Source organism: Streptomyces sp. RKAG290, assembly GCF_023701695.1.
Taxonomy (GTDB): Bacteria; Actinomycetota; Actinomycetes; order Streptomycetales; family Streptomycetaceae; genus Streptomyces.
The window spans coordinates 694,159-720,123 of sequence record NZ_JAJOZC010000001.1 but is presented as its reverse complement, the minus strand read 5'-3'; the positions used below and the strand labels follow the sequence as shown (position 1 = coordinate 720,123).

At 69.6% G+C, this 25,965-nt stretch carries 16 protein-coding genes; 8 read left to right on the top strand and 8 right to left on the bottom strand.

What is annotated here, in order from left to right:
- The first annotated feature begins 1,087 nt into the window (after positions 1 to 1,087).
- From lanL to LNW71_RS03060, 5 genes are all read left to right on the top strand, one after another.
- Positions 1,088 to 3,868: a class IV lanthionine synthetase LanL gene (gene lanL, locus LNW71_RS03080; RefSeq protein ID WP_250966801.1), complete on the top strand. Its 2,781-nt coding sequence runs from the start codon at positions 1,088 to 1,090 to the stop codon at positions 3,866 to 3,868.
- Positions 3,869 to 5,069: 1,201 nt separating this feature from the next.
- Positions 5,070 to 5,783, top strand: coding sequence for an alpha/beta fold hydrolase (locus tag LNW71_RS03075; RefSeq protein ID WP_250966800.1), 714 nt, complete (start codon positions 5,070 to 5,072; stop codon positions 5,781 to 5,783).
- Positions 5,784 to 5,890: 107 nt separating this feature from the next.
- A complete protein-coding gene (locus LNW71_RS03070; protein WP_250966799.1) occupies positions 5,891 to 7,612 on the top strand; it encodes an ABC transporter ATP-binding protein in 1,722 nt (573 codons plus the stop codon).
- Positions 7,605 to 9,377, top strand: coding sequence for an ABC transporter ATP-binding protein (locus LNW71_RS03065; RefSeq protein ID WP_250966798.1), 1,773 nt, complete (start codon positions 7,605 to 7,607; stop codon positions 9,375 to 9,377). The genes LNW71_RS03070 and LNW71_RS03065 overlap by 8 nt, the downstream gene beginning before the upstream one ends.
- 58 nt (positions 9,378 to 9,435) lie before the next feature.
- Positions 9,436 to 10,473: a radical SAM protein gene (locus tag LNW71_RS03060; RefSeq protein WP_250966797.1), complete on the top strand. Its 1,038-nt coding sequence runs from the start codon at positions 9,436 to 9,438 to the stop codon at positions 10,471 to 10,473.
- A 136-nt stretch (positions 10,474 to 10,609) separates the two neighbouring features.
- On the opposite strand, the gene LNW71_RS03055 is transcribed toward LNW71_RS03060, so the two are convergent.
- From LNW71_RS03055 to LNW71_RS03030, 6 genes are all read right to left on the bottom strand, one after another.
- On the bottom strand, positions 10,610 to 11,830 hold the full coding sequence (locus tag LNW71_RS03055) for a metallophosphoesterase (RefSeq protein ID WP_250966796.1): 1,221 nt from the start codon (positions 11,828 to 11,830) through the stop codon (positions 10,610 to 10,612).
- A gap of 281 nt (positions 11,831 to 12,111) precedes the next feature.
- Entirely contained in the window at positions 12,112 to 13,431 is a 1,320-nt protein-coding gene (locus tag LNW71_RS03050; protein WP_250966795.1) for a nucleobase:cation symporter-2 family protein, read from the bottom strand.
- 19 nt (positions 13,432 to 13,450) lie between these two features.
- A complete protein-coding gene (locus LNW71_RS03045; RefSeq protein ID WP_250966794.1) occupies positions 13,451 to 14,437 on the bottom strand; it encodes an isopenicillin N synthase family oxygenase in 987 nt (328 codons plus the stop codon).
- Positions 14,438 to 14,651: 214 nt separating this feature from the next.
- Positions 14,652 to 15,977: an amidohydrolase family protein gene (locus tag LNW71_RS03040; RefSeq protein WP_250966793.1), complete on the bottom strand. Its 1,326-nt coding sequence runs from the start codon at positions 15,975 to 15,977 to the stop codon at positions 14,652 to 14,654.
- Positions 15,974 to 17,305: a nucleobase:cation symporter-2 family protein gene (locus tag LNW71_RS03035; protein WP_250966792.1), complete on the bottom strand. Its 1,332-nt coding sequence runs from the start codon at positions 17,303 to 17,305 to the stop codon at positions 15,974 to 15,976. The genes LNW71_RS03040 and LNW71_RS03035 overlap by 4 nt, the downstream gene beginning before the upstream one ends.
- Before the next feature lie 413 nt (positions 17,306 to 17,718).
- Positions 17,719 to 19,092 (bottom strand): chloride channel protein, encoded by a 1,374-nt coding sequence (locus tag LNW71_RS03030; RefSeq protein WP_374119330.1) that lies wholly within the window; start codon positions 19,090 to 19,092, stop codon positions 17,719 to 17,721.
- Positions 19,093 to 19,681: 589 nt separating this feature from the next.
- On the opposite strand from LNW71_RS03030, the gene LNW71_RS03025 reads away from it, so the two are divergent.
- The 3 genes from LNW71_RS03025 to LNW71_RS03015 all read left to right on the top strand — a co-directional run bounded on the left by LNW71_RS03025 (position 19,682) and on the right by LNW71_RS03015 (position 23,348).
- Positions 19,682 to 20,518 (top strand): trehalase-like domain-containing protein, encoded by an 837-nt coding sequence (locus LNW71_RS03025; protein WP_250966791.1) that lies wholly within the window; start codon positions 19,682 to 19,684, stop codon positions 20,516 to 20,518.
- 3 nt (positions 20,519 to 20,521) lie between these two features.
- Positions 20,522 to 21,466: a cyclase family protein gene (locus LNW71_RS03020; protein ID WP_250966790.1), complete on the top strand. Its 945-nt coding sequence runs from the start codon at positions 20,522 to 20,524 to the stop codon at positions 21,464 to 21,466.
- A gap of 301 nt (positions 21,467 to 21,767) precedes the next feature.
- On the top strand, positions 21,768 to 23,348 hold the full coding sequence (locus LNW71_RS03015; RefSeq protein ID WP_250966789.1) for a GMC family oxidoreductase: 1,581 nt from the start codon (positions 21,768 to 21,770) through the stop codon (positions 23,346 to 23,348).
- A gap of 32 nt (positions 23,349 to 23,380) precedes the next feature.
- Here the strand turns inward: LNW71_RS03015 and LNW71_RS03010 are convergent, their stop codons facing one another.
- Both LNW71_RS03010 and LNW71_RS03005 read right to left on the bottom strand, forming a co-directional pair.
- A complete protein-coding gene (locus tag LNW71_RS03010) occupies positions 23,381 to 24,424 on the bottom strand; it encodes a cytochrome d ubiquinol oxidase subunit II (RefSeq protein WP_250966788.1) in 1,044 nt (347 codons plus the stop codon).
- The gene (locus LNW71_RS03005; protein WP_250966787.1) at positions 24,421 to 25,908 is read right to left on the bottom strand and encodes a cytochrome ubiquinol oxidase subunit I; all 1,488 of its coding nucleotides are present in this window, start codon (positions 25,906 to 25,908) and stop codon (positions 24,421 to 24,423) included. Before LNW71_RS03005 ends, LNW71_RS03010 begins: the two co-directional genes overlap by 4 nt.
- Positions 25,909 to 25,965 lie beyond the last annotated feature (57 nt).

Below are 25,965 nucleotides of genomic sequence, written 5' to 3'. Positions count from 1 at the left end.
CGGACCGGCGGCTCCGCTGCTCTTTCAGCGCCCTCGCAGCACCCCACGAGCACGGCCTGCGGAACCCGCGAGGGCTGACGCGGCGGCAGGGACGGCCGAACTCTCCAGGCAGGCGCACTGATTCCCCTGCCTCGTGAGCGTCCCTGAACGTGGGGGCCTCCGGGCAGACTCACGGCCGCCCGTTGATCGTCGCGCTACCTCGGCGATGTGGTGGCACAACCTGCCTGTTCTGGTTGCTAGTTGACCTCAAGGGCCACGAGAAAGCGACCGGCCGGGCAGGCCGCTGCGTGCCCCGGGTGCTGGTGTGGGCACGGGACGGGGCGATCTGCGTGACACCGGGCGGATACCACTGGCCTACCCTCCCGGGCCGGCAACACATGACGGGTGGCGGACCCACCGTCAGGCGCGTCGCCAACTCCTCAGCCGGCTGTTGAGCGTGTTATGCCCTGCCTCGCACCGGGTGGTGAGGGTGGCCGGCAGGAGGTGAACCGCTCTGCTCGGTGCCACCGTCTCGAATTGAGCGACGATTGCCTAACTCTTCGCTCAATCCGGCTCGTAGCGTGAAATGCAGTCAGTTCCCGCAAACAAGTTCGTGAGAGGGGGAGTTGTGGAGACGACCGACATGATCGAGCTGGACATGCTTTCGGCTGAGGAGCCGGAAGGCCTTTGGCCTTGCGAGATCACTTGCAAGATCACCTGTGAAGTGACGGGCACCTGATTTATTCGCGCGGGTATCTTCGAAAACCGAGAGGGGTAACACATCGTGAATCTTGACGAGCTGGACATGCTGCCGACCGATGAGCCGGAAGGCCTTTGGCCTTGCGAGATCACTTGCTCGGACTCGTGCAGCAAGACCTGTGAGAACACCTTCCCGTAACCGGGTAGCGCCTGACGGTCTGAATTCCGCCACGGCAATCGGCTGAAGCGGGGATCTTCGTCAGCACAGGCGGAGATCCCCGTCCGTGAGTGCACTTCACTTTTCGTGCCTCCGCGTCCGCCACAGCACCCTTCAGTACGAACCATCCTCCTCGACACAGGTCTGGATGGACACACACACTCGGGAGGCCGGGTGTGGAGGAGGACCCGCATGCACCCGCCCCGCCCGGAATCTTCCGGAGAGCCGACCGACAGCCACCTTCTTGCAGATCTGGCGCAGGCTGCGTTGGAGAGGCACGTGTCTGATTGGGATTCGAGCCGGGACGGCTTCTGGTGTCGGATCGGCCCTCCGAAATATCCTTATGCCGACCAGGGCTGGAAGCTGCACGTGTCCGCGACTCCGCTCTCCGCCCCCTTTGTACTCGTACGAAGCGCTGAGGTGCTTCTGCGTCGGGGCTGTGCGTTCAAGTTCGCACGGGACCTGGACAAGGTGACCGCCCTGGTGGAACGCAACTATGCGCGAGGTGGCGGCGGGAAGTTCCTGACGGCATACCCCGTCAGCGAGGAGATGTGTCGCCACCTCGCACGGGAACTGCACGAGGCTACGCAGGACTTGCACGGCCCACGGATCCTTTCGGACCTTCCGTTCAGGCCGGGAAGTCTTGTGCACTTCCGGTACGGGGTGTTCGCCGCCAAACCTGTCCTGAGTAACGACGGATGCTTCGAGTCGCTACTGAAGGCACCGGACGGGACGCTGTGCAAGGACGAGCGAAACGCCTGGTTCAGCCCGCCGGCCTGGGCAGTGCCGGCGCCGTTCGAAGCCCCGCTGCCGGAACGCGGTACCGCGACGGGCAAAACCGTGCTTGTCGGCGACCGTTTTCGCGTAGTGAAGGCGATCAAGCACGCGAACAGGGGCGGGGTGTTCCGTGCGGTCGACACACGCACGAGCGCCGACGTGATCCTCAAGCAGGCCCGACCTCACGTGGACGCCCGCCTCGACGGAACGGACGCCAGGGACAACCTGCGCCATGAGGCCCGCATCCTGGAACTCCTGGCTCCGCTCGGGATCGCGCCCAAGGCGGTGGCCGTCGTCGAGGAACAGGGAAACGTGTTCCTGGCGCAGGATCTCGCACCGGGGACGACGTTGCGCGAATGGGCCCAGGAACACCTCCGCACCACAGGAGCGGGAGCGGGCATCTCCGTATCGGAGGCAGTGCCGCTCGCGGCGAAGGTTGCGGACCTCCTCGTCGTTGCGCACGGCATACCCAATCTCGTCCTGCGTGACTTCACCCCCCAGAACATCATGGTGTCGCCGGAAGGGCAGGTCAGCCTCGTCGATCTGGAAGCTGCGGTGACCGAGGGCACGGTGACCCACCGGATCCAGGCACTTGCCTACAGCGCTCCGGAGCAGAGCCAGGCCCCCCGTTTCGGCCCCGTTCCCTCCCGGCGGGCCGATCTCCACTCCCTCGGCATGGTGCTGTTCTACCTGGCCACCGGCAGGGATCCACTGCTCGTCGGGCCGGTTGCGAACTCGCACGCCGGACAGGAGCGGCTGGCCGCACTGGTGGCAGTGATGCAGGGGAGCCAGCCGAGCCTGCGCGCGCTCGCCCCGGCCATCCTGGGCCTCACCGCAGACAAGCCGGAGGACCGATGGCCCTTGGAACAGGTCCGCCGGTTCCTGGCAGGCCTCACCTCACCGACCGGAACCCGGTCGGCTTCATCGGTGCAGGAGCCGATCAAGCCGACCGGGCATGCGAAGGCATTGCTGGCGGATGGGCTGGAACACGTCATGAGCATCATCCGACCCGATGAAGGAAGGCTCCACGGTTCCAGCGCCTTCGGCTCGACAACGGACCCGTGCAATGTCCAGCACGGATCTGCCGGTGTCCTGGGGGTTCTGGTGCGGGCGGCGCGAGTCACCCAGGATCCAGCGCTGATCTCCGCTGTGCATCAAGTCGCGGACTGGACCCTGCGCAGGGCCGCGGAGGTGCGCAGCACCCTGCCCGGCCTGCACTTCGGACGTTCGGGAACGGCGTGGGCGCTTCATGACGCCGCGCAGCTCCTTCGGAACGACGCCCTTGCCCAACGGGCCGTACAGATGGCCGAAGCGGTGACGCTCGACTGGGCCAATCCGGACGTGTGCCATGGGCTCGCAGGAGCCGGTATGGCTCATTGGCAGTTGTGGAAGACCACCGGCAGATCTGGCATGCGGACACGGGCGCTGCTCTGCGCCGACTCCGTCCTCACGGCTGCCCGGCATCGAGAAGGTCGCGTCGTGTGGCCCGTACCGGCGGAGTTCCGATCGGATCTCGCTGGTCTGGTGCACTTCGGGTTCGCGCACGGTGTCGCAGGCGCGGGTGCCTTCCTCCTCACCTCTGCGCAAGCCACAGGCCGGCAGGAGTACTTCGACGCAGCACTTGAGGCTGGTCGGACACTCATAGGCGTCGCCGACATCAAGGGGAATGCAGCCTGTTGGCCCACCGGTGAAGCGACGCGCAGGGCCCGCTCCGACCGCATGCAGCACTGGTGCAGCGGAGCATCCGGCGTCGGTACCTTCCTCGTGCGCCTGTGGCGTGCGAGTGGTGACCCGGAATTTCTCGATCTCGCGAAGCGGGCCGCCGAGACCGTCCACCGGGCGCGGTGGTACTCCGGCAATGCGGTCTGTCACGGACTGGCGGGCGACGGGGAATTCCTGCTCGACATGGCCGAACTCACCGGTGACCCCTGCTACCGCGACCGTGCCGAGCAGATGGCGGAGGTGATGTACGCCTTCCGCGTTCAGCGGGGTGGGCTGGGGCTCGTGACCGACGAGAGTGCGCTCGTCGTGACAGCGGATTACGGGACCGGCCTGTCAGGTGTGCTCGGATTCCTGCTCCGGCTGGAACACGGCGGATCGCGCATGTGGATGCCGGACCTCCCGGCCGAAGAGGACTCGCTCGATCGGACGACCTTGAAGAGTGGGCTCAACCCCCGGCCGGAGGGCCGGCTATGAACCCTCGGCAGGCCTTCCCGGCCTCTGTCGCCTGGCGTCGGAATGACCGTCTGCCCCAGGCGCCCCCACCGAACCGCAAGAGCTTCGCCTTCTCCGACCGGGGGCGCCATGCCGTGTGCCTCCGCGCCACCTACGACGATGGGGACGCCCCCTGGGGGGTGGAGGCGTGGCGTTGGACGGGCACTTCCTACGAGCCCCGGTTGCTAACCGGCTCCGGTGATTCCCTGGCTACGCAGGCTTTGCCTCTCGATGACGGGCGAGTCCTCCTCGCACGTCCCCACCGGGGCCGACACGAGATCGTCCTTCTCGACTCCACCGGCCTTGGCCCGGCACACGCGGACCGTCCGCCTGACCAAGTGGTCCTCACCCGGACCGAGATCGCCGGTCTGCGTCTCGTGCCCGGCGAGGGGCCGTCCCGGCTGGCAGCCGTGGTGATGACTGACCATCAAGGCCGTTCGTCGCTGTGGAGTCTCAGTGACCGATCGCCGACGCTGCGTGAGGTCCTCGCAGCAGACGACATCGACGGGGCGTTGCGTCGAGGCTGCCGGCTGGACCCGGAAGGCCGGTCGCTGGGATTCACTCTCGTACGAGACGGTCAGGTCATGCCCGTCCGCGTGGACATGGCCACCGGAGGGGTCTCACGCCTGTTCGACGTGGAGCGGAGTACGCCGACCCATCTGCTGTTGGCCGCGCCCGAAGCCGACGCGGTCCTCGTGGCCGAACAGGACGGGGCGCACACACACCTCAGCATGATCTCGGGCGGCAGGGCACGGCGTCTTCCCCCACTGACACTCCCCGAATCTCTGGCCCACGCAGCCCAGATCCCGCTCGCGCTCTCACCCGACGGCACACATCTGGCGCTCACCGCCGACCGAGGCACCGGAAGTCACTTGCTCATCACCGCTGTGACGGGCACGGGCACGGAGGCGCTCAGCGAGCCCGACTGCCCTGCGGGGGTGTTGACGTCTGCGGCACGATGGGTCGGCGACAGCCTGCGGCTCGTCGGGAGCACCCCGACCGAGCCGTTCGCGCCATTGAGCCTGGCCGTCAGTACACGTATCGCGGATGGGGCGAAACCACCCCCACGGCGCGCTCACGCCCACTGGGAGGGCGCTCACACCGAAGTGCTCGCCGGCGCTGCCGGCGACGTCGAGGCCGTGGTGTACGGGGGAAGGACTGGGCCCGGGCACCGCAGCTGGTCGTGGCGCTGCACGGGGGACCGGCGGCTTCCTGGAAGTTGGAGTTCAACCCGTTCTTCCAGCGCCTTGCCGCTGCGGGTATCGCCGTACTGGCACCCAACCAGCGGGGGAGCACCGGCTACGGTCCGGACCACCGGGCCGGCATCCGTGGCGCTTGGGGAGGCCCCGACCTGGACGACATCCTCCACATCGTCCGGTCGCTCACTGGGCAACGCCGGGGGCTGCCCCCGGTGATGCTCTACGGAGAGAGCTACGGAGCCTACCTGGCGCTGCTGGCGGCCGGTCACGCTCCGGCGTACTGGTCGAGATGTGCCCTCATCTCCCCGTTCCTGTCCGCACGCAGCCTGCATGACGTGGCTACTCCTGCGGTGCGTTCCTTTCTCGAACGACAAGGCGCAGGGCCTGCACGGCGCGGCGCCCGGACCTCGCGCGCGGCGGAAGAGTGTCTGCATGAGATCACGGCGCAGATGGTCATCTGCCACGGCCTCCAGGACGAGGTCGTCCCCGTGAACCAATCGCAGGAACTGCGCAGCCGTCTCCTGGCACTGGGGTGGCGCGAAGACCTGGACTTCGCACTCCGGGAAGTCCGGGGAGGCCACAACGTGCTGTCGGGCAGCAACGGTCACCAGCTCCAAGAGGACCTGGTCTCCTTCTTCGTCGCCGGACTCGAACCCCCCACAGGCGCGGTCTCGAAGGAACCCGAGGAGGAGAATTGAACAGCGCGAAATCCCTCTGGGCCCCGGCCCCGCAGAAATCCACGGATGGAGTCCAGCCGTCCCCTGCCACACTGCAGAAGCAGGCCGACCGGCTTCTGCTGAGCACCATGGCAGCCTCACCGCGCTCGTCGATCGTGCTCCTCCTCGGAGCGACTGCGCAGGCGGTCACAGCGCTGTTTCTGCCGGGCACCATCGCCGCGGCCATCGACGCGGCTGCGGGTGCGCACCGGAGCTTCGCCGACGTGCTCTACCCGGCAGCGCTTCTCGTCCTGGCCGCGACGGCGTCCACGGCTCTGACCCTTGGTGGTGCGGCCGCGGGTGCCCGGGCCGCCTTCCTGTTGCGCATGGCCATGTTGCGGCGGGTCCTGGCACTGGGTCTGCGGGGGCAGCGACGCTATCCGATCGGCGATGTCATCAGCCGTGTGGTGGGCAATGCCGCCGAGGCGGCGGAGGCGTCCTACGGGGTGGTGAGCATCGTTGCCGGGTTCGTCATCCCGGTCTGTGGGGTCGCCGCGCTGTGGTCCATCGACTGGACGATCGGGTGCACGTTCGTCGTCGGCGTCGCCCCCATGGCGCTCGTATCCGGTGGGTTCCTGAAGAAGTACGGCGCGCACCAGACCCGTTATCAGGAGGTGCAGAGCGACATTTCCGCACGGCTCGTCGATGCCATTGCCGGTGCGCGAAGCATAGGCGCCATGGGCACGACCGCCAAGGAGACCGCTCGTGTGCTCGCGCCGCTTCCGGAGCTGGCGGCCCTGGGTAGAGCGACGTGGGAGGTCCAGCGAGCGGCGACATGGCGCACCTCGCTGCTGATGCCCGTCACGGAACTTGCGGTACTCGGCGTCGCAGGAATCGGCGTAGCCCTCGGGCGGATCACTCCCGGGAGCCTCGTGGCCGTCGCCGGTTACACCGCTCTCGGGATCGGGCTCCTCGACAACCTGGACCCGTTGGCACGGCTGGCCCGTGTACGCGCGAGTGCTGTGCGGGTCACCGAGATCATGACAACCGCTTCCGGCGTCGGCGGAGCGGTTGCCGGCGCCTCGCTCCCGGATGGCCTCGGCGCACTGTCGATCCGGGCGCTCACCGTCGTGGACGGGGACCGGCTCATTCTCGACGCGATTGATCTCGATGTCGAAGCCGGCAGCAGTGTGGCGATCGTCGGTAGGTCAGGGGCAGGGAAGTCAGTACTCGCAGCCGTGGTGGGACGCTTGATCGACCCCGATGCCGGTGAAGTCCGCCTCGACGGCGTGCCGGTCCATACGCTCGGCCGCCTCGCACTGAGCCAGGCGGTGACCTACGCCTTCGCGCAGCCTGCAAGTCTGGGACACACCATCAGTGACGACATCCGCTATGGCCTGCTCACGGCCCCCGACGGTCTCGTCGAGCGGGCGGCGCGGGCGGCGCACGCCCACGACTTCATCCAACGGCTCCCCGACAGCTACAACACTCCCCTCACACGGCTGAAGCTCTCCGGCGGAGAGCGCCAGCGGATGGGCCTGGCACGGGCCGCGGCACGTCCGGCGCGCGTTCTCGTCCTGGACGACGCAACCTCCCACCTCGACACGGTCACCGAACTCCTGGTGAGCCGTGCACTCAACTTCGGAGGTACGCGGCTGATCGTCACTCACCGGGCCTCGACGGCGACCCGCGCCGACCTCGTGGTCTGGCTGGAAGCGGGCAAGGTGCGGGCGGTCGCACCCCACGCGGAGCTCTGGGAGATCCCCGCCTATCGGGCCGCTCTGGCCGGAGGGCCTGCCCCCGACGACGGCGAGGACGCTGCACATGGACCGATCGCTTCGACGGGACCGCGGGAAACACGCCATGAGTGAGCGGAACCGGAGCGGGCAGGGCTGGAGACTGCTCTTCGAAGAACTCTCCCGCCAACGGGGCCCATTGCGCCGTCTTCTGGGCTGGTCAGCGCTGGAAGCTCTGCCGGCGTTGGTGACGGGCTTCGTGATGGCCAGGGCCCTGGACGACGGATTCCTGGCTGACAGACCCGCGACCGGCCTTGCGTGGATCGCGGTCCTCGGCCTCGCGCTGATGATCAAGGCTGTAGCGGGGCGCGCGATCTTCGGCCCCCTCGCCCTCATCGTCGAGTCCCTGCGCGACAACCTGACCAGGCGCCTCATGACAGCCACGTTGCGACGGGCGGTGGCGGACCCTCGTGCACTGGATGCTTCAGCCGTGGCGCAGCTGACGGGCCATGTCGACACCGCCCGACTGCTGACCTCAGCGCTTCTGCGCTCGGTCCTGCGCCTGGCGCTGGCCGTGGCCGGTGCGTTCCTCGGCTCCATGACCGTCGCTCCGGTCGTCGGCCTCATGGTCGGACCACCCCTGCTCGCAGCCGTCGGAGTGTTCTGCCTGGCGCTGCGGTCGATGGCGCAGCGACGCTACGACGCTGTACTCGCCGACGAAGCCGTGGCGCAACGGGTGGGCACCGTCGTGGCCGGCGTACGGGACATAGTCGCGGCCGGAGCCCATGAGCGCGCCGAGTCGGACGTGGCGCTGGTGGCCGAGCGCCAAGCCTCGGCGATGAATGCAGCGGCCCGAGCGGAAGCCACCCGCATAGCCGTGGTCGCCCTCGGCTGCCATGCCCCTCTTGTCGCTCTGCTGGGCCTGGCGCCCTGGATGCTTGACCACGGGTGGCTGACCATGGGGGAGTTGGTCGGTGCCACGGCATGTCTCACCGCGGGCATCGAGCCCGCCCTGCGTGCAACGACGAGTCTGCTGGGCGCCTGGGGACTGCAGCTCGGTGTGGTCATGCAGCGGCTGTCGGAGGTCATCTCGCATGATCATGAGGGGCGCGCCGTCCCGATCGGATCCGACCCGTCGAAGAGACCGTCGGGCACCTGGATCGAGCTGCGTGGCCTCACTTTCTCCTACGGTGCGGCGGCTGAACCCGTTGTCCGTGACCTCGACCTGACCATCCTGCCCGGGGAGCACCTCGCTGTCGTCGGGCCGAGTGGTATCGGCAAATCGACATTGATCGATCTCCTCGGCGGCCTGCGTCGAGCCGACTCCGGCACGGTTTCCTACGGCGACGTGCCGATCGACGAAATTCCACCGGACCACCTGCGGCGGGAGATCGCGCTCATCCCGCAGGAGGCATACATCGTGACGGGCACGTTGCGGGACAACCTCCTGTACCTCCAGCCGGATGCGAGCGAACAGACCCTCTCGGAATGCATCGAGTCTCTGGGGCTGACCGATGTCGTCAGCGCGGCCGGCGGGCTGGATGCCGACCTCGCACACAGCACTTCGAAACTGTCCGCCGGTGAGCGGCAACTCATCGCCCTCGCGCGCGTCCATCTCTCTCCGGCACGGGTGGTCCTCCTGGACGAAGCCACCTCGTCACTCGACACGGAGTCCGAAAAGCGCGTGGAGGAAGCCTTCGCCCGGCGCTCCGACACCACCCTGATCGTCGTGGCCCATCGCATCAGTTCCGCACTGCGCGCCGACCGAATCGTGCTGCTCGACGGTGTTCGCTGCCTTGTGGACACTCACGACGGGCTGCTGTGCACTTCTTCCCTCTACACCGAACTCGTAGGGCACTGGTCCGGACGCGAAGCCGCGTCACCTGCCCGCCCTTGTTGAGCGCTGAGAAAGCCACCGCAGCCTTACCCTCTCCCTCCCACATGCCCTGGAGCCGAAAATGCAGAACCCTCAGGAGGTCAACTGGGACCTCACCTACGCGTGTCCGCTGCGATGCACCCACTGCTACTCCGAGTCAGGCAGGCGGCCCTCTCGCCAACTCTCCATGGCGGACATGGAGAAGGTGGCTGACGCCCTCATCTCTCTCGGCCCACGCGCTGTCCAGTTCAGCGGAGGCGAACCCCTCCTGGTCAAGGATGTTCACAAGCTGGCACAGAGGTTCCGGAAGGCCGGTATCGGTGTCGGCCTGTTCACCAGCGGATGGCTCCTCACGGAGAGGAACCTCGATGATGTGCTGGGTGCCTTCTCCCACGTGCATCTCAGTCTCGACGGAGCAACGGCAGCGGTACACGACCGGATCCGCGGGCGTGCCGGTTCATTCGGCCGGGCGATACACGCCCTGGGTGTGCTCGACGAGGCAGCCCGGCGAAGCGGGGACACGGCGGTGCCTTTCGGTATCGATTGCACCCTTGTGCGTAGCAATTTCGGCGACATGGAGCCACTGTGCAGGGACGTCGCGAGTCGATTCCCGCATCTGGCGTCCGTTTCCTTCGGAGCCGCGGTTCCGGGTGGGCTGGCCAACCGGAAAGGCTATGCACAGCACGAACTCCTGGGCGACCAACAGCTGGACGAGCTCGCTGGTCCGAAACTGAGTCGCCGCCTCGCCGGCCTGCTGCCACCGGCCACATCCGTTCAGACCTTCGACGGGCGCGCGCTCCAGATGCACCCCGATCTGATCGCGAGGGGGTACGCGATGACCGGTCTCATGCAAGTGGAGCCGGACGGACAGGTACGGGGCATGCCGATGTACGAAGGAACGGTCGGGTGCCTCCTGGACGAGCCTGCCCGGACGCTGTGGTCCCGCGCCCGTGACCGGCCGCAGTCGGCGTTCGTCGTCGAGACTCTCCATCCGGTCCGGACCATGTCCGACTGGGCCGAAGCCGCGCGCCGGATCGACCACCACTTCGGCTCCGACTCGGTGCGCGAACGGATCGCAGCTCGCGCACCCTTCGTACCGCACGCTTCGCCCGATCTTTGAGGTTTCTGTGCTGAAGGGACGGCTCCTGGCCAGCACGGGGTCTTCCGGACGCGATGGGATCCCCGTCCCGCCGGCACCGCCCGGCGGGTGCTGTCCGGTGAGCCGGCCCATGAAGCACCGACGAGCCCCCTCCGCGCTACGAGGTGGCAGGCCCTTGCGGGGAGCGGAGTACCAGCAGGGTGATCTCGCTGGGGGCGAAGACGCGGAACGGCGGGCCCCAGAAACCGGTGCCGCGGCTGGTGTAGAGCAGGGTGCGGGCGCCGTGGCGGCTGAGGCCGGCGAGGGCCGGCTGGTCGATGCGGACGAGGTGGTGGAAGGGCCAGATCTGGCCGCCGTGGGTGTGGCCCGAGAGCTGGAGGTCGACGCCGCCCGCTGCGGCCCGGTCGACGAACTTGGGCTGATGGGCCAGGAGCAGGACGGGCAGGTCTGGATCGGCGCCGCTCAGGGCTCCTTCTAGGTGGGCGCGGTGGCCGGCCAGACCGGAGGACTCGGCGGTGACGTCGTCCACTCCGGCGACCACCAGGGTGTCGCCGCCGCGTTCGAGCAGCAGATGACGGTTGCGCAGCGGCTCCCAGCCCAGCTCGTCCATCAGGTCGACCCAGCCCTGGGCCTCGCTGTAGTACTCGTGGTTACCGGTGACGTAGACCCGGGCCCGGGTGGCTTCCACGGTGCCGAGCGGGGCGGCCTGGTCGCGGCGGCGTTCGGCCGTGCCGTCCGCGATGTCGCCGGTGTGGCAGACCAGGTCGGCCTCCAGGGCGTTGACCTTCTCGCAGACCCGCGCCGACCAGCGGGCGCGGTCGAGCGGGCCGTAGTGGGTGTCGGTGATGAGGACGACGCGGGTGCCGTCCAACCCGGCGCCCAGGCGCGGGAGCTGGACGTCGAGCCGGCGCACCCGTGGCACCCGGCGGGCCTCGGCGTACCCCCAGGCGAGCAGCACGGCGGCTACGCCGATGACCACCCAGGTGACGATCCGGGCCCGGTACTGCCCGTCGCCTACGCCGGCCACGGCCAGGGCGAGGCGCAGCAGCACGCCGAGCAGGACGGACCAGGTGAACAGCACCCAGCTGGCCCCGAGGAGGGTGTCTCCGACGATCGCCGCCCAGTCCTGCTGCCGCCGGCCGTGGCCGCGCATCATCGCGAGCGGCATGGCGATCAGCCCCAGGACGAACAGGGCGGTGCCGCCCAGCGCCACGGGGAGCGGCCAGTCCTGGCCGGCGTGCAGCAGCACCCAGCAGGGCACGGTCCACAGCAGGACGGGGGCGATCAAAGGGATGTAGCGCATCAGGCGGCGCAGTCGACTCTGCTCGGTCGCATGCGCTGCACCGTCCGCGGACCGGGCTTCGCTGGTGTCGGTCACGCTTCCCCTCCTCAAGTAGCCGGACTGACGACGCGCGCACTGTACCCGCTCGTCCTGGTGCCCCGAGCCGGAGGTTCGTCGGCAACAGGTGGCGGCCCGGTCGAGGATCTCCTGGGTCGGCTCCGCACAATCCACCAGGGCGAACTCTCCACCCCCGCTGACCGGACTGGCCAACCTGGTCGCGGCGGAATGCCGGATCGTCCTCGGCCTCGCCACCGAATTCGCCGCTCTGCCGGCACGCCGGAGCCCGAGATGGTGCCGGCATCAGTGCGCGGACGGCTTCAGGCCGGTACGTCGACCGGTTCCGCGCGCCGCACGCGTTTCGGTCCCCTTCCGTTGAACGCCAGGTTCAACCCGAACGCCACCACAGTCGCGCTCGTGACCGGCGATCCCAGCACGATCCCCACCCCCTCCGGGAGCCTGCTGTACAGATCGGGGGCCACCTCCGGGGCCATGCCGGCGCCGATCGACACGGCCACGATCAGCAGGTTGTGCGTGCCGTCGAAGTCCACCGCGCGGAGCGTGCCGATGCCGACGGTGGCGACCGTCGCGAACATCACCAGGCCCGCCGCACCGATCACCGGCTGCGGCAACCCGGCGACCAGTAGGCCCAGTTTGGGAATCAGCCCGAGTACCAGCAACATGCAGCCGGCCACGGTCGCGACATGCCGGCTGCGGACCTTCGTCATCGTCACCAGGCCGACGTTCTGCGCGAACACCGTGTCCAGGAAGGCGTTCATGACGCCGCCCAAGACACCGGACAGGCCGTCCGCCGCCAGGCCCCGTGCCATGTCCGCGGTCGTCAGCTTTCTGCCGGTCAGCTCCGCGACCGCGAGGAGATCCGCCGTCGACTCGGCGAAGAGCACGAGCATCACCACGCACATCGAGAGCACCGCAACCGCGGGGAACTGCGGCGCCCCGAAGTGGAAGGGGGCACTGACACCGATCCAGTCCGCCGTCCGCGCGGCCGAGACGTCGACCAGACCGAACGGCACCGCGACCGCCGTCCCCGCCACCACGCCGAGCAGGACGCCCGTCCGCGCGAGGAAGCCACGGCCGAAGCGGGCGACGAGGAGGATCACGATCACGACGAAGGCGGCGAGTGCGAGCCGCGAGGGCGCGGCATGGTCGGCGGCCTTCGGGTCGCTGCCGACGACCAGGTTCACCCCGACGCCGATCAGAGCGAGCCCCACCACCGTGATCACCACACCGCTCACCAGCGGTGGGAAGAAGCGCACCGCCTTCGCGAACGGGTAGGCCGCCAACAGGCCGAAGACGCCCGCCGCCAGCATCGACCCGTACACCGCCTGCAGGCCGTACTCCCCGGCGATCAGGATCATCGGCGTCACCGCTGTGAACGCCGCCCCCGCCATCACCGGCATCCGCACACCCAGGATCCGGCCGACCCCGGCACCCTGGATGATCGTGACGATGCCGGCGACGAGCAGATCGGCGTTGACGAGCACGGCGACCGTCGCGGCGTCGAGGCCGGCCGCCGCGCCGAACACCAGCGGCACCGTCACACACCCGGTGTACATCACGATCACATGCTGCAGACCGAGCACCGCGAGCCGTCCGGGACCGGTGCTCCTCGTGGACATCGTCACGTCACCTTCTCCTCTAGCGTGCGAAGTTGGCGGCGATGCGCTGCTGGATGTAGTCCGCGGCCGTGATCGCCGGGTAGCGGCCCGCGGGCCCCTCGATCACCACGTCACGGTCGGCCTGCGCGAAGAACGCGATGCTGTGGCGGGCCGACCGGTCGTCGCCGGGGCCAGGCGACTTGACCCGGTGGAAGTTGGAAGGCAGCCGGTCGTCGCTCCACCGCATCAGCATGTCCCCGATGTTGCAGGTGATCACGGTGTCGGCCGGTTCGACCGGCGTCCACTCCTGTGCCTCGGCCTCCTTGCCGGGGCACACCTGCAGCCCGCCCTGCCCGTCGCGCTGGAACAGCAGCGTCAGACAGTCGAAGTCCGTGTGCGCACCCGCGCGCCAGACGTCCGCCGGGATCGCGGTGCCCTCAGGCACCGCGAAGTAGTGCAGCATGCGCAGCGTCGACTGGTACTGCTCACTGGCCGGGTCGTGGGCGCGCGCGAAGAACCCGTCGGGCAGCCCCAGCTTGTCGGCGAAGCAGGACAGCACGCGCATCGCCAGTTCCCTGCACCGCGCCTCGAACGCGAGCGCGCGCTCCTGGAATCCGGGCAGCACGTCGTCCGGCCACAGCCCGTCCATGTGCGGCCGGGTCAGCTGGTACGACTCCTTCTGGTCCGGTGTCCCGATCGACGGACGGACCTGGGTCATGGACTCCCAGCCCGAGTTGAGTCCCTTCTTCAGGGCGTGCCGGGCCTTGGTCTCCTCCGGCAGCGCGAAGAACCGCTCGGCATCGGCGAACGCCTCGTCCACGGAGTCCTGTTCGATGCCGTGGTGCACGAGCTGGAAGAAGCCGATGTCGGTGGCGGCAGCCCACAGCTGTTCGGTGATCTCGGCCTTGCGGGCGTCGAAGTCGCTGAGGTCGATCCTGCGGATCTCCCGGCGGGAGGTCTCCGTCCCGGCCCCGCCCATGTGCGTCTCCTTGGCCAACTCGGCCATGCTGTAAGTCATCTCGGTCATCGCGGTTGTCGCTCCTCGAAGCGATCGTGGGTTTCCGGGATGCAGTCACCGCCCCTGCACTCCCCACCGCGGACACTCAGAGGCCCGCGGGCACGGTCGCGGCGGACCCCTTCTCGGGTCCGGCGCCGTGGGCTGGCGCGGACCCCGGTGACCCGGGGCCCGCACGCGATGCGTTCAGCCTGCGCGGCGGGTGTTTCCGCCGGGGACCACGGTGTTACGCGGCCGTAAAGCTCAGTCCGGCGGCCAGCTCCTTCGACGGGAGCCGGACGTGCTCCCCGTCCCGGACCAGGACCTCGCCGTCGACCATGACCGCCGCCACGGTCCGGCTGCCCGCACACGTCAGCAGCGTGGCCCCCGGATCACGTACGGGAAGGCAGGCGTAGTCCTTGTCGAAGCGGTGCAGGACGAGGTCGGCCTGCATGCCGGCGCGTATGCCGCCCGGGCGTTCCTCCAGGCCCAGTACCTGGTTCGCGCCGTTCGAGGCCAGTGCGAACATCTCCGGGAACCCGAGAAGGTCTGCCTTGCGGTGCGCGGCCCGCTGCAGATACGCGCCGATGCGCATGGCCTCCAGCATGTCCTGGGTGTCGTTGCTCGCCGCGCCGTCGACGCCGAGCCCGACCCGCAGCCCGGCGGCCAGCATCTGCGGCACCGGAGCGATCCCGCTGCCGAGGCGCATGTTGCTGAGCGGGTTGTACGAGATGCCGACGCCGTGCCGGGCGAGTGTCTCGCGCCCCGCCGCGTCGAGCTCCACGCAGTGCACGGCGAGCAGCCGCTCCCACAGGAACCCGGCCCGCTCCAGATGGTCCACGGCGCCGGTTCCCGCGTGTTCACGGCACATGGTGTCGTCCGTCGTCGTCTCCAGGAGGTGCAACGAGACGGGCAGGCCGCGTTCGTCGGCGTACGCGCGCACGGCCGCCATCCCCTCGGGCGTCAGACACCGCGGATTGGGGACAGCGATGCCCACCCCGACCCGGCTGTCGCGCGCCGCCGCGATCAGCTCGTCCGTGTGCGCGAGCGCCTCCTTCAACGGCTGCATCAGCCGAGGGTCGAAGCCCCACTTGCGACTGCGGTCCGCTCGGTCCGCGACGCCCCGGCACAGCACGGCCCGCACGCCGCTGTCGCGCAGCGCCCGCAGGACCGCGTCGTGCACCTCGGGCGACGGGTGCGGCCACATGTGCTCGACGAGGGTGGTGGTGCCGCTGCGCAGCGCCTCGGCAGCGGCGGCGGCCGCGGTGGCATAGGCGCGCTCAGGGGTGAGCAGCGCCGCCTCCTCGCCGACGGCGCCGAGCCACGCGAGCAGGGGCAGCCCCTCGCCGATGCCGCGCAGGCCCGCCTGGAAGAGGTGCGTGTGGGTGTTCACCAGGCCGGGGGTGAGATGCCCGCCGCAGCCGTCCAGAACCCTCTCTCCGCGCGGGAGTTCACCTGCCGGTACGAGAGCGCTGATACGTCCGTCGGCCAGGTGGACGTCCGTGCCGGCCTGCCAGCGGCCCGCGCTGAGGACGGTGACGTCGGTGATCGTGTCGATGCCGGGCGTCGTCATCGGGTGTGGTCCTTCCGGAGCCGGGGCGTGTGGTGGAACAACAGGTTCAGGGCAAAGGCGACGATGCCGGTGACGGCGATGCCGCTGTCCAGGACCGTGCGGGCGAACGAGGGGAGCGGTGCGTAGAAGTCCGGAGCGCCGACCGGGATCATCCCGAGCCCGAAGGCGAGCGCCGCGGTCAGCAGATTGCGGGAGTCGGTGAGGTCCGCCCGCGCCAGGATGCGCAGACCCACCGCGCCGACCATGCCGAACATGACGAGCGAGACCCCGCCGAGTACCGGACCGGGCACGGCGGCGACGGCCGCTCCGAGTACCGGCACGAACGCGAGCACCACCATGAACGAGCCCGACAGCGCCACGACGTGCCGGCTGCGCACCCGCGTCACGCTGACCAGACCCACCGACTGCCCGAACGTCACGACAGGGAAGGAGGCCAGCGCTCCCGACACCACGGTCGCCACGCCGTCCGCGCGCAGCGCCCGCACGACGGTGGGCGCGTCGTCGCCGCGCTCGACGATCTGCCCGACGGCGAGCGTGTCACCGACGGACTCGACCATGTTCACGAGCTGGACGACGAGCATCGCGGCGATCGCCGGGACCACGAACGTGGGCGCTCCGAAGGCGGTCGGATCCGGCGCCGTCACCACGCGTGCGTCCGCGACGCCCGAGCCGTCGAACAACCCCAGCGGCACGGCGAGCGCGGTCCCCGCGGCCAGGGCGACGAGCACCGAGAACCGGGCCAGGGCGGGCGGCGCGAGCCACTCCACCAGCACCACGAGAACCACGGTCACCGCCGCAAGGGCGAGCCCGCGCCCGCCCGAGGCGCCGTGGCCCCCGGTGACGAGCCCGGCCGCCGACGGCACCAGCGAGAAGCCGATCACGGCGATGACGGTCCCGGTCACCAACGGCGGAAACAGGTGCAGCCACCGTCCGAACCACGGTGCGACGGCCAGTGTCACCAGACCTGACACGATCGTCGCCCCGAACACAGCGGCGAGCCCGTGCTCCTTGCCGATCAGCACGGCCGGCGTGATCGCGGTGAACGTCGACCCCATCACGATCGGCAGCCGGGCCCCGACCCGCATCACACCGAGCGACTGCAACAGCGTGGCGAGCCCGCTCACCAGCAGATTGGCGCTGATGAGCAGCCGTATCCGGTCCTCGGGCAGATCCAGCGCGGTGCCCACGAGCAACGGCATCGTCGCCATGCCTGCGTACGCGACGAGCAGATGCTGCAGGCTCAACGGCACCAGACGGCGCAGTGGCGGCCGGACATCGACGGGGTGCGGGCCCGGCGCGGGCGCGACGGCATGCGTGGTCACAGCCATCGTTCCTCCCTGAAAGCTCGGTGGAAGACGGCTGGTTAGCGCCGAGGCCGGTGAGCGCCTTTACGCGCACCGGCCGTTTGCAGCCATGACCGGTGTGGAGGAGACCGTAGGGACGGAGTGTTTCCCACGCGTTGCCGTCAGGGATCCGGTGCGGAACGGTGCCGGGCCGGGTCGCGACCGCGGGAGCAGAGTCTCAGACCGTGGACTCAGCCGGCCGCGAGCCACTTGCGCCGCCATTTCGGCCAACCCGCGGCGTCCTGCGGGAGCGGGCGGCCTTCAGCAGCCCTTCCTCGATCATGAGCCGGGCGCCGTCGTGGCTCTCCTCGCCCGGCCGGGACATGAACACCACCGTGCCCGCCAGGTCGGCCTTCCGAGCGTTCTGCGGACTGCCTGCGGACCCCACCCCTGGCAGCTCACCCGCTCGGCGATGGGGATGCCTCCTGCCCGGCGGCGGGTGCGGCAGCCGGTTGTGGGGTCAGCCTGATTGTGAGGACGTAGGAGACCACGACCGCCACGATCACCAGCGGCATGACAGTGAGCCCCTCCTTGCCCAGCAGCAGGGTGGCCAGCAACACGGAGACCATGGGGAACTTGAGCATCGCGGCGGTCATCGCGCCCACGCCCATCGCGATCCCAGCGGTCACACCGAGCCCGGGCAGATGGGAGAGCGCGATGCCACCGGCGGCGCCGACGAACATGGCGGGGAACACCGGGCCGCCTCGGAAGGCAGACATGGACACGCAATACGCCACCGCCTTGCACACGGTGAGCACCACGAGGGTGCCTGCCGAATACTGCGCGCTGGTGGCGAGGAGGGGGCCGAGTGCGCTCTGCCCCGAGTACAGGACTCCCGATGCCGCGTGGCCGGTCCACTCGGCGTAGCCGAAGGCGATCAGACCGACCACGACGCCGGCGAGCACGGTGGCCGGCAGCCGGCGCGGGGCGACGAGTCCCAGCAGCAGGAGGGCGAGCCACCGGATCCCGACGCCGAGCAGAGCGGCTGCCACCCCGATCAGCAGCGCCCAGCCGAACCCGGCAGCATCCGGTGCGGAGGCGTGGGGGACGTCCGGCAGGGTCAGGGAGTAGGTGCCCAACCCCGTCCAGGAGCCCAGGCCCGTGAAGATGAGCGCGCCGGTGCCGGAGGCGAGCAGTCCCGGCACCAGGACCACACCGAGCATCATCCCCGCCACGCCGGTCATCTCCATGAGCAGGAACGCTCCGAGCAGCGGCGAGCCGAGCAGGGTGCTGATCGCGGCGAAGCTCCCGGAGGCTCCCACGAGGGCGGTCGCCTGCTTCGGGAACGGTTTTCGCACCAGCCGGAGGGCGGCCACGGCCAGTCCGCTGCCCAGGGCGATGAGCGGGGCCTCCGGCCCGATGACCGCTCCAAGGCCCAGGGAGGCCACCGCGGCAAGCGCCACGCCGGGCACATTGACCGTCGGGGTGGGACCGGACGCAACGAACCCGTGGGCCGGTTCGTGTCCGCCGCCACCGGGGAGATACCGGATGATCGGGCCGACGAGTAGCCCGGCCACGGCGAGGAGCGGCACCGGCCACCAGCTCGGCGTGTCGTGGAAGCCCAGAGCCTTGGGCAGGTCCGTGTAGGTGAGCGACTGGAGCTTGTTGACCAGTGCGAGAAAGCCGAAGGCCGCCGCCGAGATCGGGACACCCAGTGCCGCAGCGATCAGGAGCAGCACCACGTACCCGCGGCCGCGGACGACCGTGAGCGGGTCCGCAGCGGCTGCCGGGTCCTTGCCTTCGGGCTCGGCCGGACGCCCGGGGGCGGTCACGCCGCCGCCTTCACGGTCCGCGCCCGCAGCAAGGACTCACCCGTTCGGCCACGGCGGACCGGCACGCGCTCCGGGATCCGGCGCGCGTATCGGACCGCTGGACCAGCCGGGGGGCTCGGCAGGTCCTTCGACTCCTTGTGCGTGCTGCGGCGTGAGCGCGGAACGCGGTGACGGGCAGCTTTCCCGCCCGCCGCCCGACCCTCCTCGGGAACGGCATGCACCGTCGGCCGCGGCACGGGACCTGGTTCCTCGGACATTGCGGCCCTCCTGACCGATTCACATGGCTCCGTGGCCGCCGGCGCGGGATCCGACGGATACCGGGGACGCTCAGGGCACACGGTGCGTACTCCTGCCTCTCCCGAACGGTCACGCATGTGCGCCCTCAGGACCGATCATGGCGACCGGGGGACGATCCGGCACCTGAACGAATGCCAGGCATCACCGGCTGTGGTGGTGACTCGGCCACGAAACGAGGCGACTGCCGCTTCGAGCGCCTCCTCGAAGCCGTCCCGGCCGTGAGTAGCGGGGCTTCTGGGTCCGTCGGATAGTGGAGTGGCAGGGGGCTTGCGTCGCGAGGTCGGAGGAGCCAGTGGACCGATACCCCCCGATCGCCGAGCACGGCCTGGTGGGCGACCTGCAGACCGCCGCTCTGGTCTCCTCCCACGGCGTCGTCGACTGGTTCGCCGCACCGCGGTTCGATTCGCCGAGCATCTTCGCCGCGCTGCTCGATCACGACGGCGGTGGACACTTCCGCATCGCCCCCGAGAACCCCGACATGACGTGCAAGCAGCTCTACTACCCCGACACGGCCATCCTGATGACCAGGTTCCTGTCGCCTGACGGCGTGGGCGAGGTGCTCGACTTCATGCCTCCGGACCGGACCCGTACGGCTACCGACCGCCACACGCTCGTCCGCCTTGTCCGCGCCGTGCGGGGAACCGTCGAGTTCACGCTCGAGTGCCGGCCGCGCTTCGACTACGGCAGGGCCGAGCACCGCCTGGACGTGGACGGCAGCGGTGCCCGGTTCCGGGCGCCGAGTACGGACGCGTACCTGCAGGCGACTTTCCCCCTCGAAGGGAACGGCCGGGACGTGTTCGGCACCGTCCGTCTGGAGGCGGGACAGAGCGCGGGCGCGGTGTTCACCGACCCGGCCGCGTCGCCGGACGGTCTGCGAGGCTCCGAGGGCACCTTCAGCCTGTGCACCTTCCTCTACGTCGATGCGCTGGCCCGCGCGGGACGGCTGGAACAGGCGCGGTACACCTTCGAGAAGATGCAGACCCACGCCAACCACGTCGGTCTGTTCGCGGAGGAGATCGGGCCGACGGGTGAACAACTGGGCAACTTCCCAAAGGCGTTCACCCATCTGGCGCTCATCATGGCCGCCGGCACCCTCGATGAGGCGCTCGACGCAGAACACGGACGCTGACACATGGTCACCCACGGTCGCCCGGCGGCCACGGCACGATTGACGGCAGCGCAGTTCGACGCGCTGTACCGGAGCTTGGCCTCGGTCACCTCCTGGGCCGCCGGTGAGCGCGGCGCACTGGCTGCCCTCACCCCCGGCCGGGTGAGGGCAGCCGCGGGCGAGGTGAGGACCGGGCGCACGGTCACGCTCGCCGCGCCGGTGGAGACGTCGCCGGGCCCTGACAGTCCCGAGCCCGCCAGGCATGAGATGCGCAGTTGGGGGGAGCAGGGCACGGCGAGCGGCCTCCACTTCGCCAGGGACAGCTTCGCCATGAACGTGCACGGGGACACCGACAGCCACCTCGACGCCCTGTGTCACGTGATCTACGACGGCACCCTGCACGGCGGCGTGGCGGCGAGCAGCGTCACGCCGGCCGGAGCGACGGCACTGTCGGTGGACTCGCTCCGCGACGGGATCGTCGGACGTGGTGTGCTGCTGGACATTCCCCGGCTGCGCGGCGTGCCCTGGCTCGAGCCCGGGGACCACGTCACCGCCGGCGACCTGGTTGCGGCGGAGGAGGCCCAGCACGTTCGGGTGACCGAGGGCGACCTGCTGTTCGTGCGGGTGGGCCACCGGCGGCGCCGAGCCGAGCTGGGGGCGTGGAAGACGTCGGATGCGAGAGCCGGACTCCACCCCACCGCTCTGGAGTTCCTCGCGGAACGCCGGGTCTGCGTACTGGGCAGCGACGGCAACAACGACACCGCTCCCAGCTCCACCGAGGGCGTGGGCTTTCCGGTGCACGTGCTGGGCATCCACGCCATGGGCCTTCATCTGCTGGACTACCTGCAGTTCGAGGACCTGGCCCCGCTCTGTGCGGCGCAGGACCGCTGGTCGTTCCTGTGCGCGATCGCCCCGCTGCGGCTGCCTGCGGCCACCGGCTCACCGGTCAACCCCATCGCCGTCCTGTGAGGGGCCGGATGTCACCACCACGCGGGCACCGCGCGGGGTCTCGGCTGCCGCTGCCGGCCCCTGTATATCCCCGGCCCGTGGATCCGTCCGGCGGCTCGACGGGGCAACGGCCGCCCGGCGGGCGATCAGGTGAAGACGGGCCTGCCCCCCGCCGTCCGCGCGACGCCCTCGAATTATCACGATAGCTTCCGATTCAGTACCAATATCACCTTCTGGCAGCCAACCGTCCGGGCAGCCCCAGCGCGGGTCTCCCGCACGTCCGGACCGTGGCGGCCGACGACTCCAGGAACGGGGCCCTGCTATGGCCGACGACCAGCACTACGACGTCATCGTCATCGGCACCGGAGCGGGCGGCGGCACCCTCGCCCACCGACTGGCCCCCAGCGGCAAGCGCGTCCTGATCCTGGAACGCGGCGACTACCTGCCCCGGGAGCGGGACAACTGGGAGTCCACCGCGGTGTTCGTCCAGGGCAAGTACCTGGCCCCGGAGCTCTGGTACGACAAGCACGGCGAGCCGTTCACCCCGGAGGCCAACTACTACGTCGGAGGCAACACCAAGTTCTACGGCGCCGCGCTGTTCCGGTTGCGCCCGGAGGACTTCGGGGAACTCCGCCACCACGGCGGGATCTCCCCGGCCTGGCCGATCCGCTACGAGGACCTGGAGCCGTACTACACCCAGGCCGAGCAGCTCTACCTGGTGCACGGACGGCACGGCGAGGACCCCACCGAAGGCGCGGCCAGTGGCCAGTACCCCCACCCGCCGGTGGAACACGAGCCCCGCATCCAGCAGCTCAACGACGACCTGGAGAAGCGGGGACTGCACCCCTTCCACCTCCCGATCGGGGTGAACCTCACGCAGGACGAGCACGGCCGGGCCACGCACGCCAGCGCCTGTATCCGCTGCGAGCGGGTCGACGGGTTCCCCTGCCTGCTGGGCGCCAAATCCGACGCCCAGGTGATCTGCGTCGACCCCGCTCTCGCGCACGACAACGTCACGATGCTGACGAAAGCCGACGTGCGGCGCCTGGAGACCGATGCGACGGGCCGCACCGTCACCGGCGTGGTGACCGAACTCGCGGACGGGACGACCGAACGGTTCAGTGCCGACATCGTGGTGGTCGCCTGCGGGGCGGTCAACTCAGCCGCGCTCCTGCTGCGTTCGGCGAACGACCGGCATCCGGGCGGCCTGGCCAACAGGTCGGACGTGGTGGGCCGGCACTACATGCGGCACAACAACACGGCGCTGATGGCGGTGTCGAAGGAGCCGAACCCGACCAAGTTCCAGAAGACCCTGGCCCTGCACGACTGGTACCTGGGCGCGGACGACTGGGACTACCCGCTCGGCGGGATCCAGATGCTCGGCAAGTCCGACGCCGACCAGATCCATGGCGAGGCGCCGCGCTGGGCCGGCAAGGTGACACCCGACATGCCGTTCGAGATGCTCGCGCATCACGCCGTGGACTTCTGGCTGTGCGGCGAGGACCTGCCGCTGCCCGAGAGCCGTGTCACCCTCGACGAGGACGGCGGCATCCATCTGGCTCTCGACGAGAAGAACAACATCGCCGGCCTGAAGCGGCTCCAGCACAAACTGCAGGGAATGCTCGGGCACCTGGGGATGCACGAGCACCATCTGCTGCCGCACAGCATCTACCTGCACAAGGGGATGCCCATCGGGGCCACTGCCCACCAGGCCGGCACCATCCGGTTCGGCGCGGACCCGGCCGCTTCGGCGCTGGACGTCAACTGCAAGGCCCACGACCTCGACAACCTCTACGTCGTGGACACGTCGTTCTTCCCGAGCATCGGCGCCGTGAACCCGTCGCTGACGGCCATCGCCAACGCCCTGCGGGTCGGTGACCACCTGATCGAGCGACTGCGCTGACGGACGGGTCCACCGGGCCCGGCCGGGCTACGTCACACGTTGTCCCCGGGCAGGCCCGCAGCCCGTGTGTCGGCGTCGGTGAGCGGTTCCAGCTCACCCTTCGTGTCCAGCCGGTAGAGCAGCACCAGCGCGGGACCCACCAGTACGACCGCGATGAGCGAGACCAGCGCCAGCCAGCGCAGGCTGTGCGCCGCGCCCGCTCCCTGCGACACCGTCAGCGAGGTCGGCAGCAGGTAGGGCCGCTGCGCGAAACCCCATGCCACCACCGCCAGCGCGACGCTCGCCACCGAGGTGTGACGGGACCAGCGGTGGGACCGGAACAGCACCAGCAGCACCGTCGTCACCGCGCAGAGCGCGGCCAGCACCATCATCAGCAGGCCCAGTCCCCGGGTGAGGCCTTCCCAGACGTAGCGGGCGTCGTCGTGGGTGACGGGAAGGGCGATGACAGCGAGGACCACGACAGCGCCGAAAGCGAGCAGCGCCCGCAGGCGGAAGTAGTCGACGAGATCGTCCGCGTCGAACCGCCGGGCGTCCGCGCCGAGGAACACCGCGCCGAGGAAGGCGGTGGCCGCGATGGCCAGCAGACCTGCCATGACCGAGGTCGCACCGGTCCACACGCGTGCGTCGGCGGCCGTGCCCACCTTCACGCGGCCCGAGGCGACGCCGCCGAGCACCGCCCCGAGGAAGTAGGGCGTGACCAGCGAGGCGATCGCGAACACCCCGCCGTAGATGCGTCGTTGGGCCAGCCGCCGGGTCGGCTTGCGCAGCGCGAACCCCGCCCCGCGCAGGACCATGCCGACGGCCGCGAGAGCCAGCGGCAGCCACAGGGCGGTGAAGACGGCCTGGAACATCGTCGGGAACCCGGTCCACATGATGATCAGAACGAAGATCAGCCAGACGTTGTTTACCTCCCAGACCGGCGCCATGGCGTGGTCGATCAGCCAGCGCGGCCGACGGCCGCGCCGGGCACCGCCCGCCAGCAGATCCCAGAAACCCGCGCCGTAGTCGGTACCGCCGCCGGAGGCGTACGCGGCGATCGCGAGCACCATCACCCAGGCGATCAGGTCGGCCATCATGACGCACCACCTGCCGGACGGTCGGACCCGCTGCCGGTTGCGGTGCCGACGGGTGCGGGATCGGACCCGCCTCTGGGCCCGTACGGAGTGTCGACTTCGGGATCCACGGCGGCTCGCGCGCCGGCCGCTGCCTCGTCGGCGACACGCCAGCGGGTCCGCATTTTCAGCACGACCGCCAGGAAGGACCCGAACACGGCCACGTACACGACCACGACGATGCCGAGCATGCTCCAGATCCCTGCGGCCTGGGTGTGGGTGACGGCCTCCGACACCCGCATCCTGTTGTAGACGATCCACGGCTGGCGGCCGACCTCGGTGGTGATCCATCCGCATTCCACCGTGATCAGGCACGCCGCACCGGCGACCGCCGCGCAGCGGAAGAACCAGCGGTTGAGCGGCAGGTCACGGTGCCGCCACCAGATCCACGCGTACCACAGGGCGAGCAGGATCAGCACACTGCCGATGGTGGCCATGATGTCGAAGGCGAAGTGCACGATGGTGGCCTGCGTCGGCGTGGGGCGGTCGGCCGCCGGGACCGAGGTGAGGCCGGGCACCTGCGTACTGGGCTTGAATCCGGCGAGGATCGAGTCCAGTTGGGGGATCTTGATTCCGCCGGCGACGGTGCCGTCGCTGTTCAGTCGCCCGAACACGTATTCCGGCACATGTGTGTCGGTCTTCCAGACGATCTCCATGGCGGCGAACTTGACCGGCTGCTTGTGGAAGACCGCCCGCGCGGCCGAGTCACCGAGGAAGAACTGTACGGGGGTGAGGATCGTGGCAACGGTGAACGGCAGCGTGAAACCGAGCTTGTGGTAGCGGTCGCGGCGCCCGCGCAGCCAGCCGACCGCGTACACGCCCGCGACCACGAATCCGGCGGTCATGAACATCGCGACCACGAAGTGCCAGTACTCCGGGCCGAACATCGGGGTGAAGACCGCCTGCCGGACATCGACGTCCACCGGCTTGCCCTGGGCGTCGAGGGTGAAGCCCTGCGGGGTGTTCATCCAGGAGTTCGCCGCGATGATGCCGAACGAGCCCATCAGCGCGGTCAGCGGTAGCGGCACGGCCAGCCAGAAGTGCGTCCAGGGCCTGAGCCGGCGCCAGCCGTACAGGTAGATCGCGATCAGGACGGCCTCCAGGAAGAACGCCCACGCCTCCACGCCGAAACCGAGCCCGAACACGTCGCCCCAGCGCCCCATCAACCCGGGCCACAGCAGGCCGAACTCCAAGGACAGCACGGTGCCCGTGATGATGCCGATGGCGAACTGCACCGCCATCACCGCCGACCAGCGACGGGCGAGCTTCAGCGCCACGGCGTCGTTGCGGCGCAGCCCCCGGTAGTGCATCAGCACGGTGATGAGAGGCAGGGCGACTCCGAACGGCACCAGCAGGATGTGGGAGGCCAGGGTGAAGGCCATCAGTTCGCGGGCCGGCAGAAGCTGCGGCGGGGTACTGCTCGCCAGATGAATTGCGGTGCTGAGCATGGGTGCCTCGTTGTTCTGCCCCGCCCGTGGCGGGGACTGGAGGTACAGGAGAGTGGC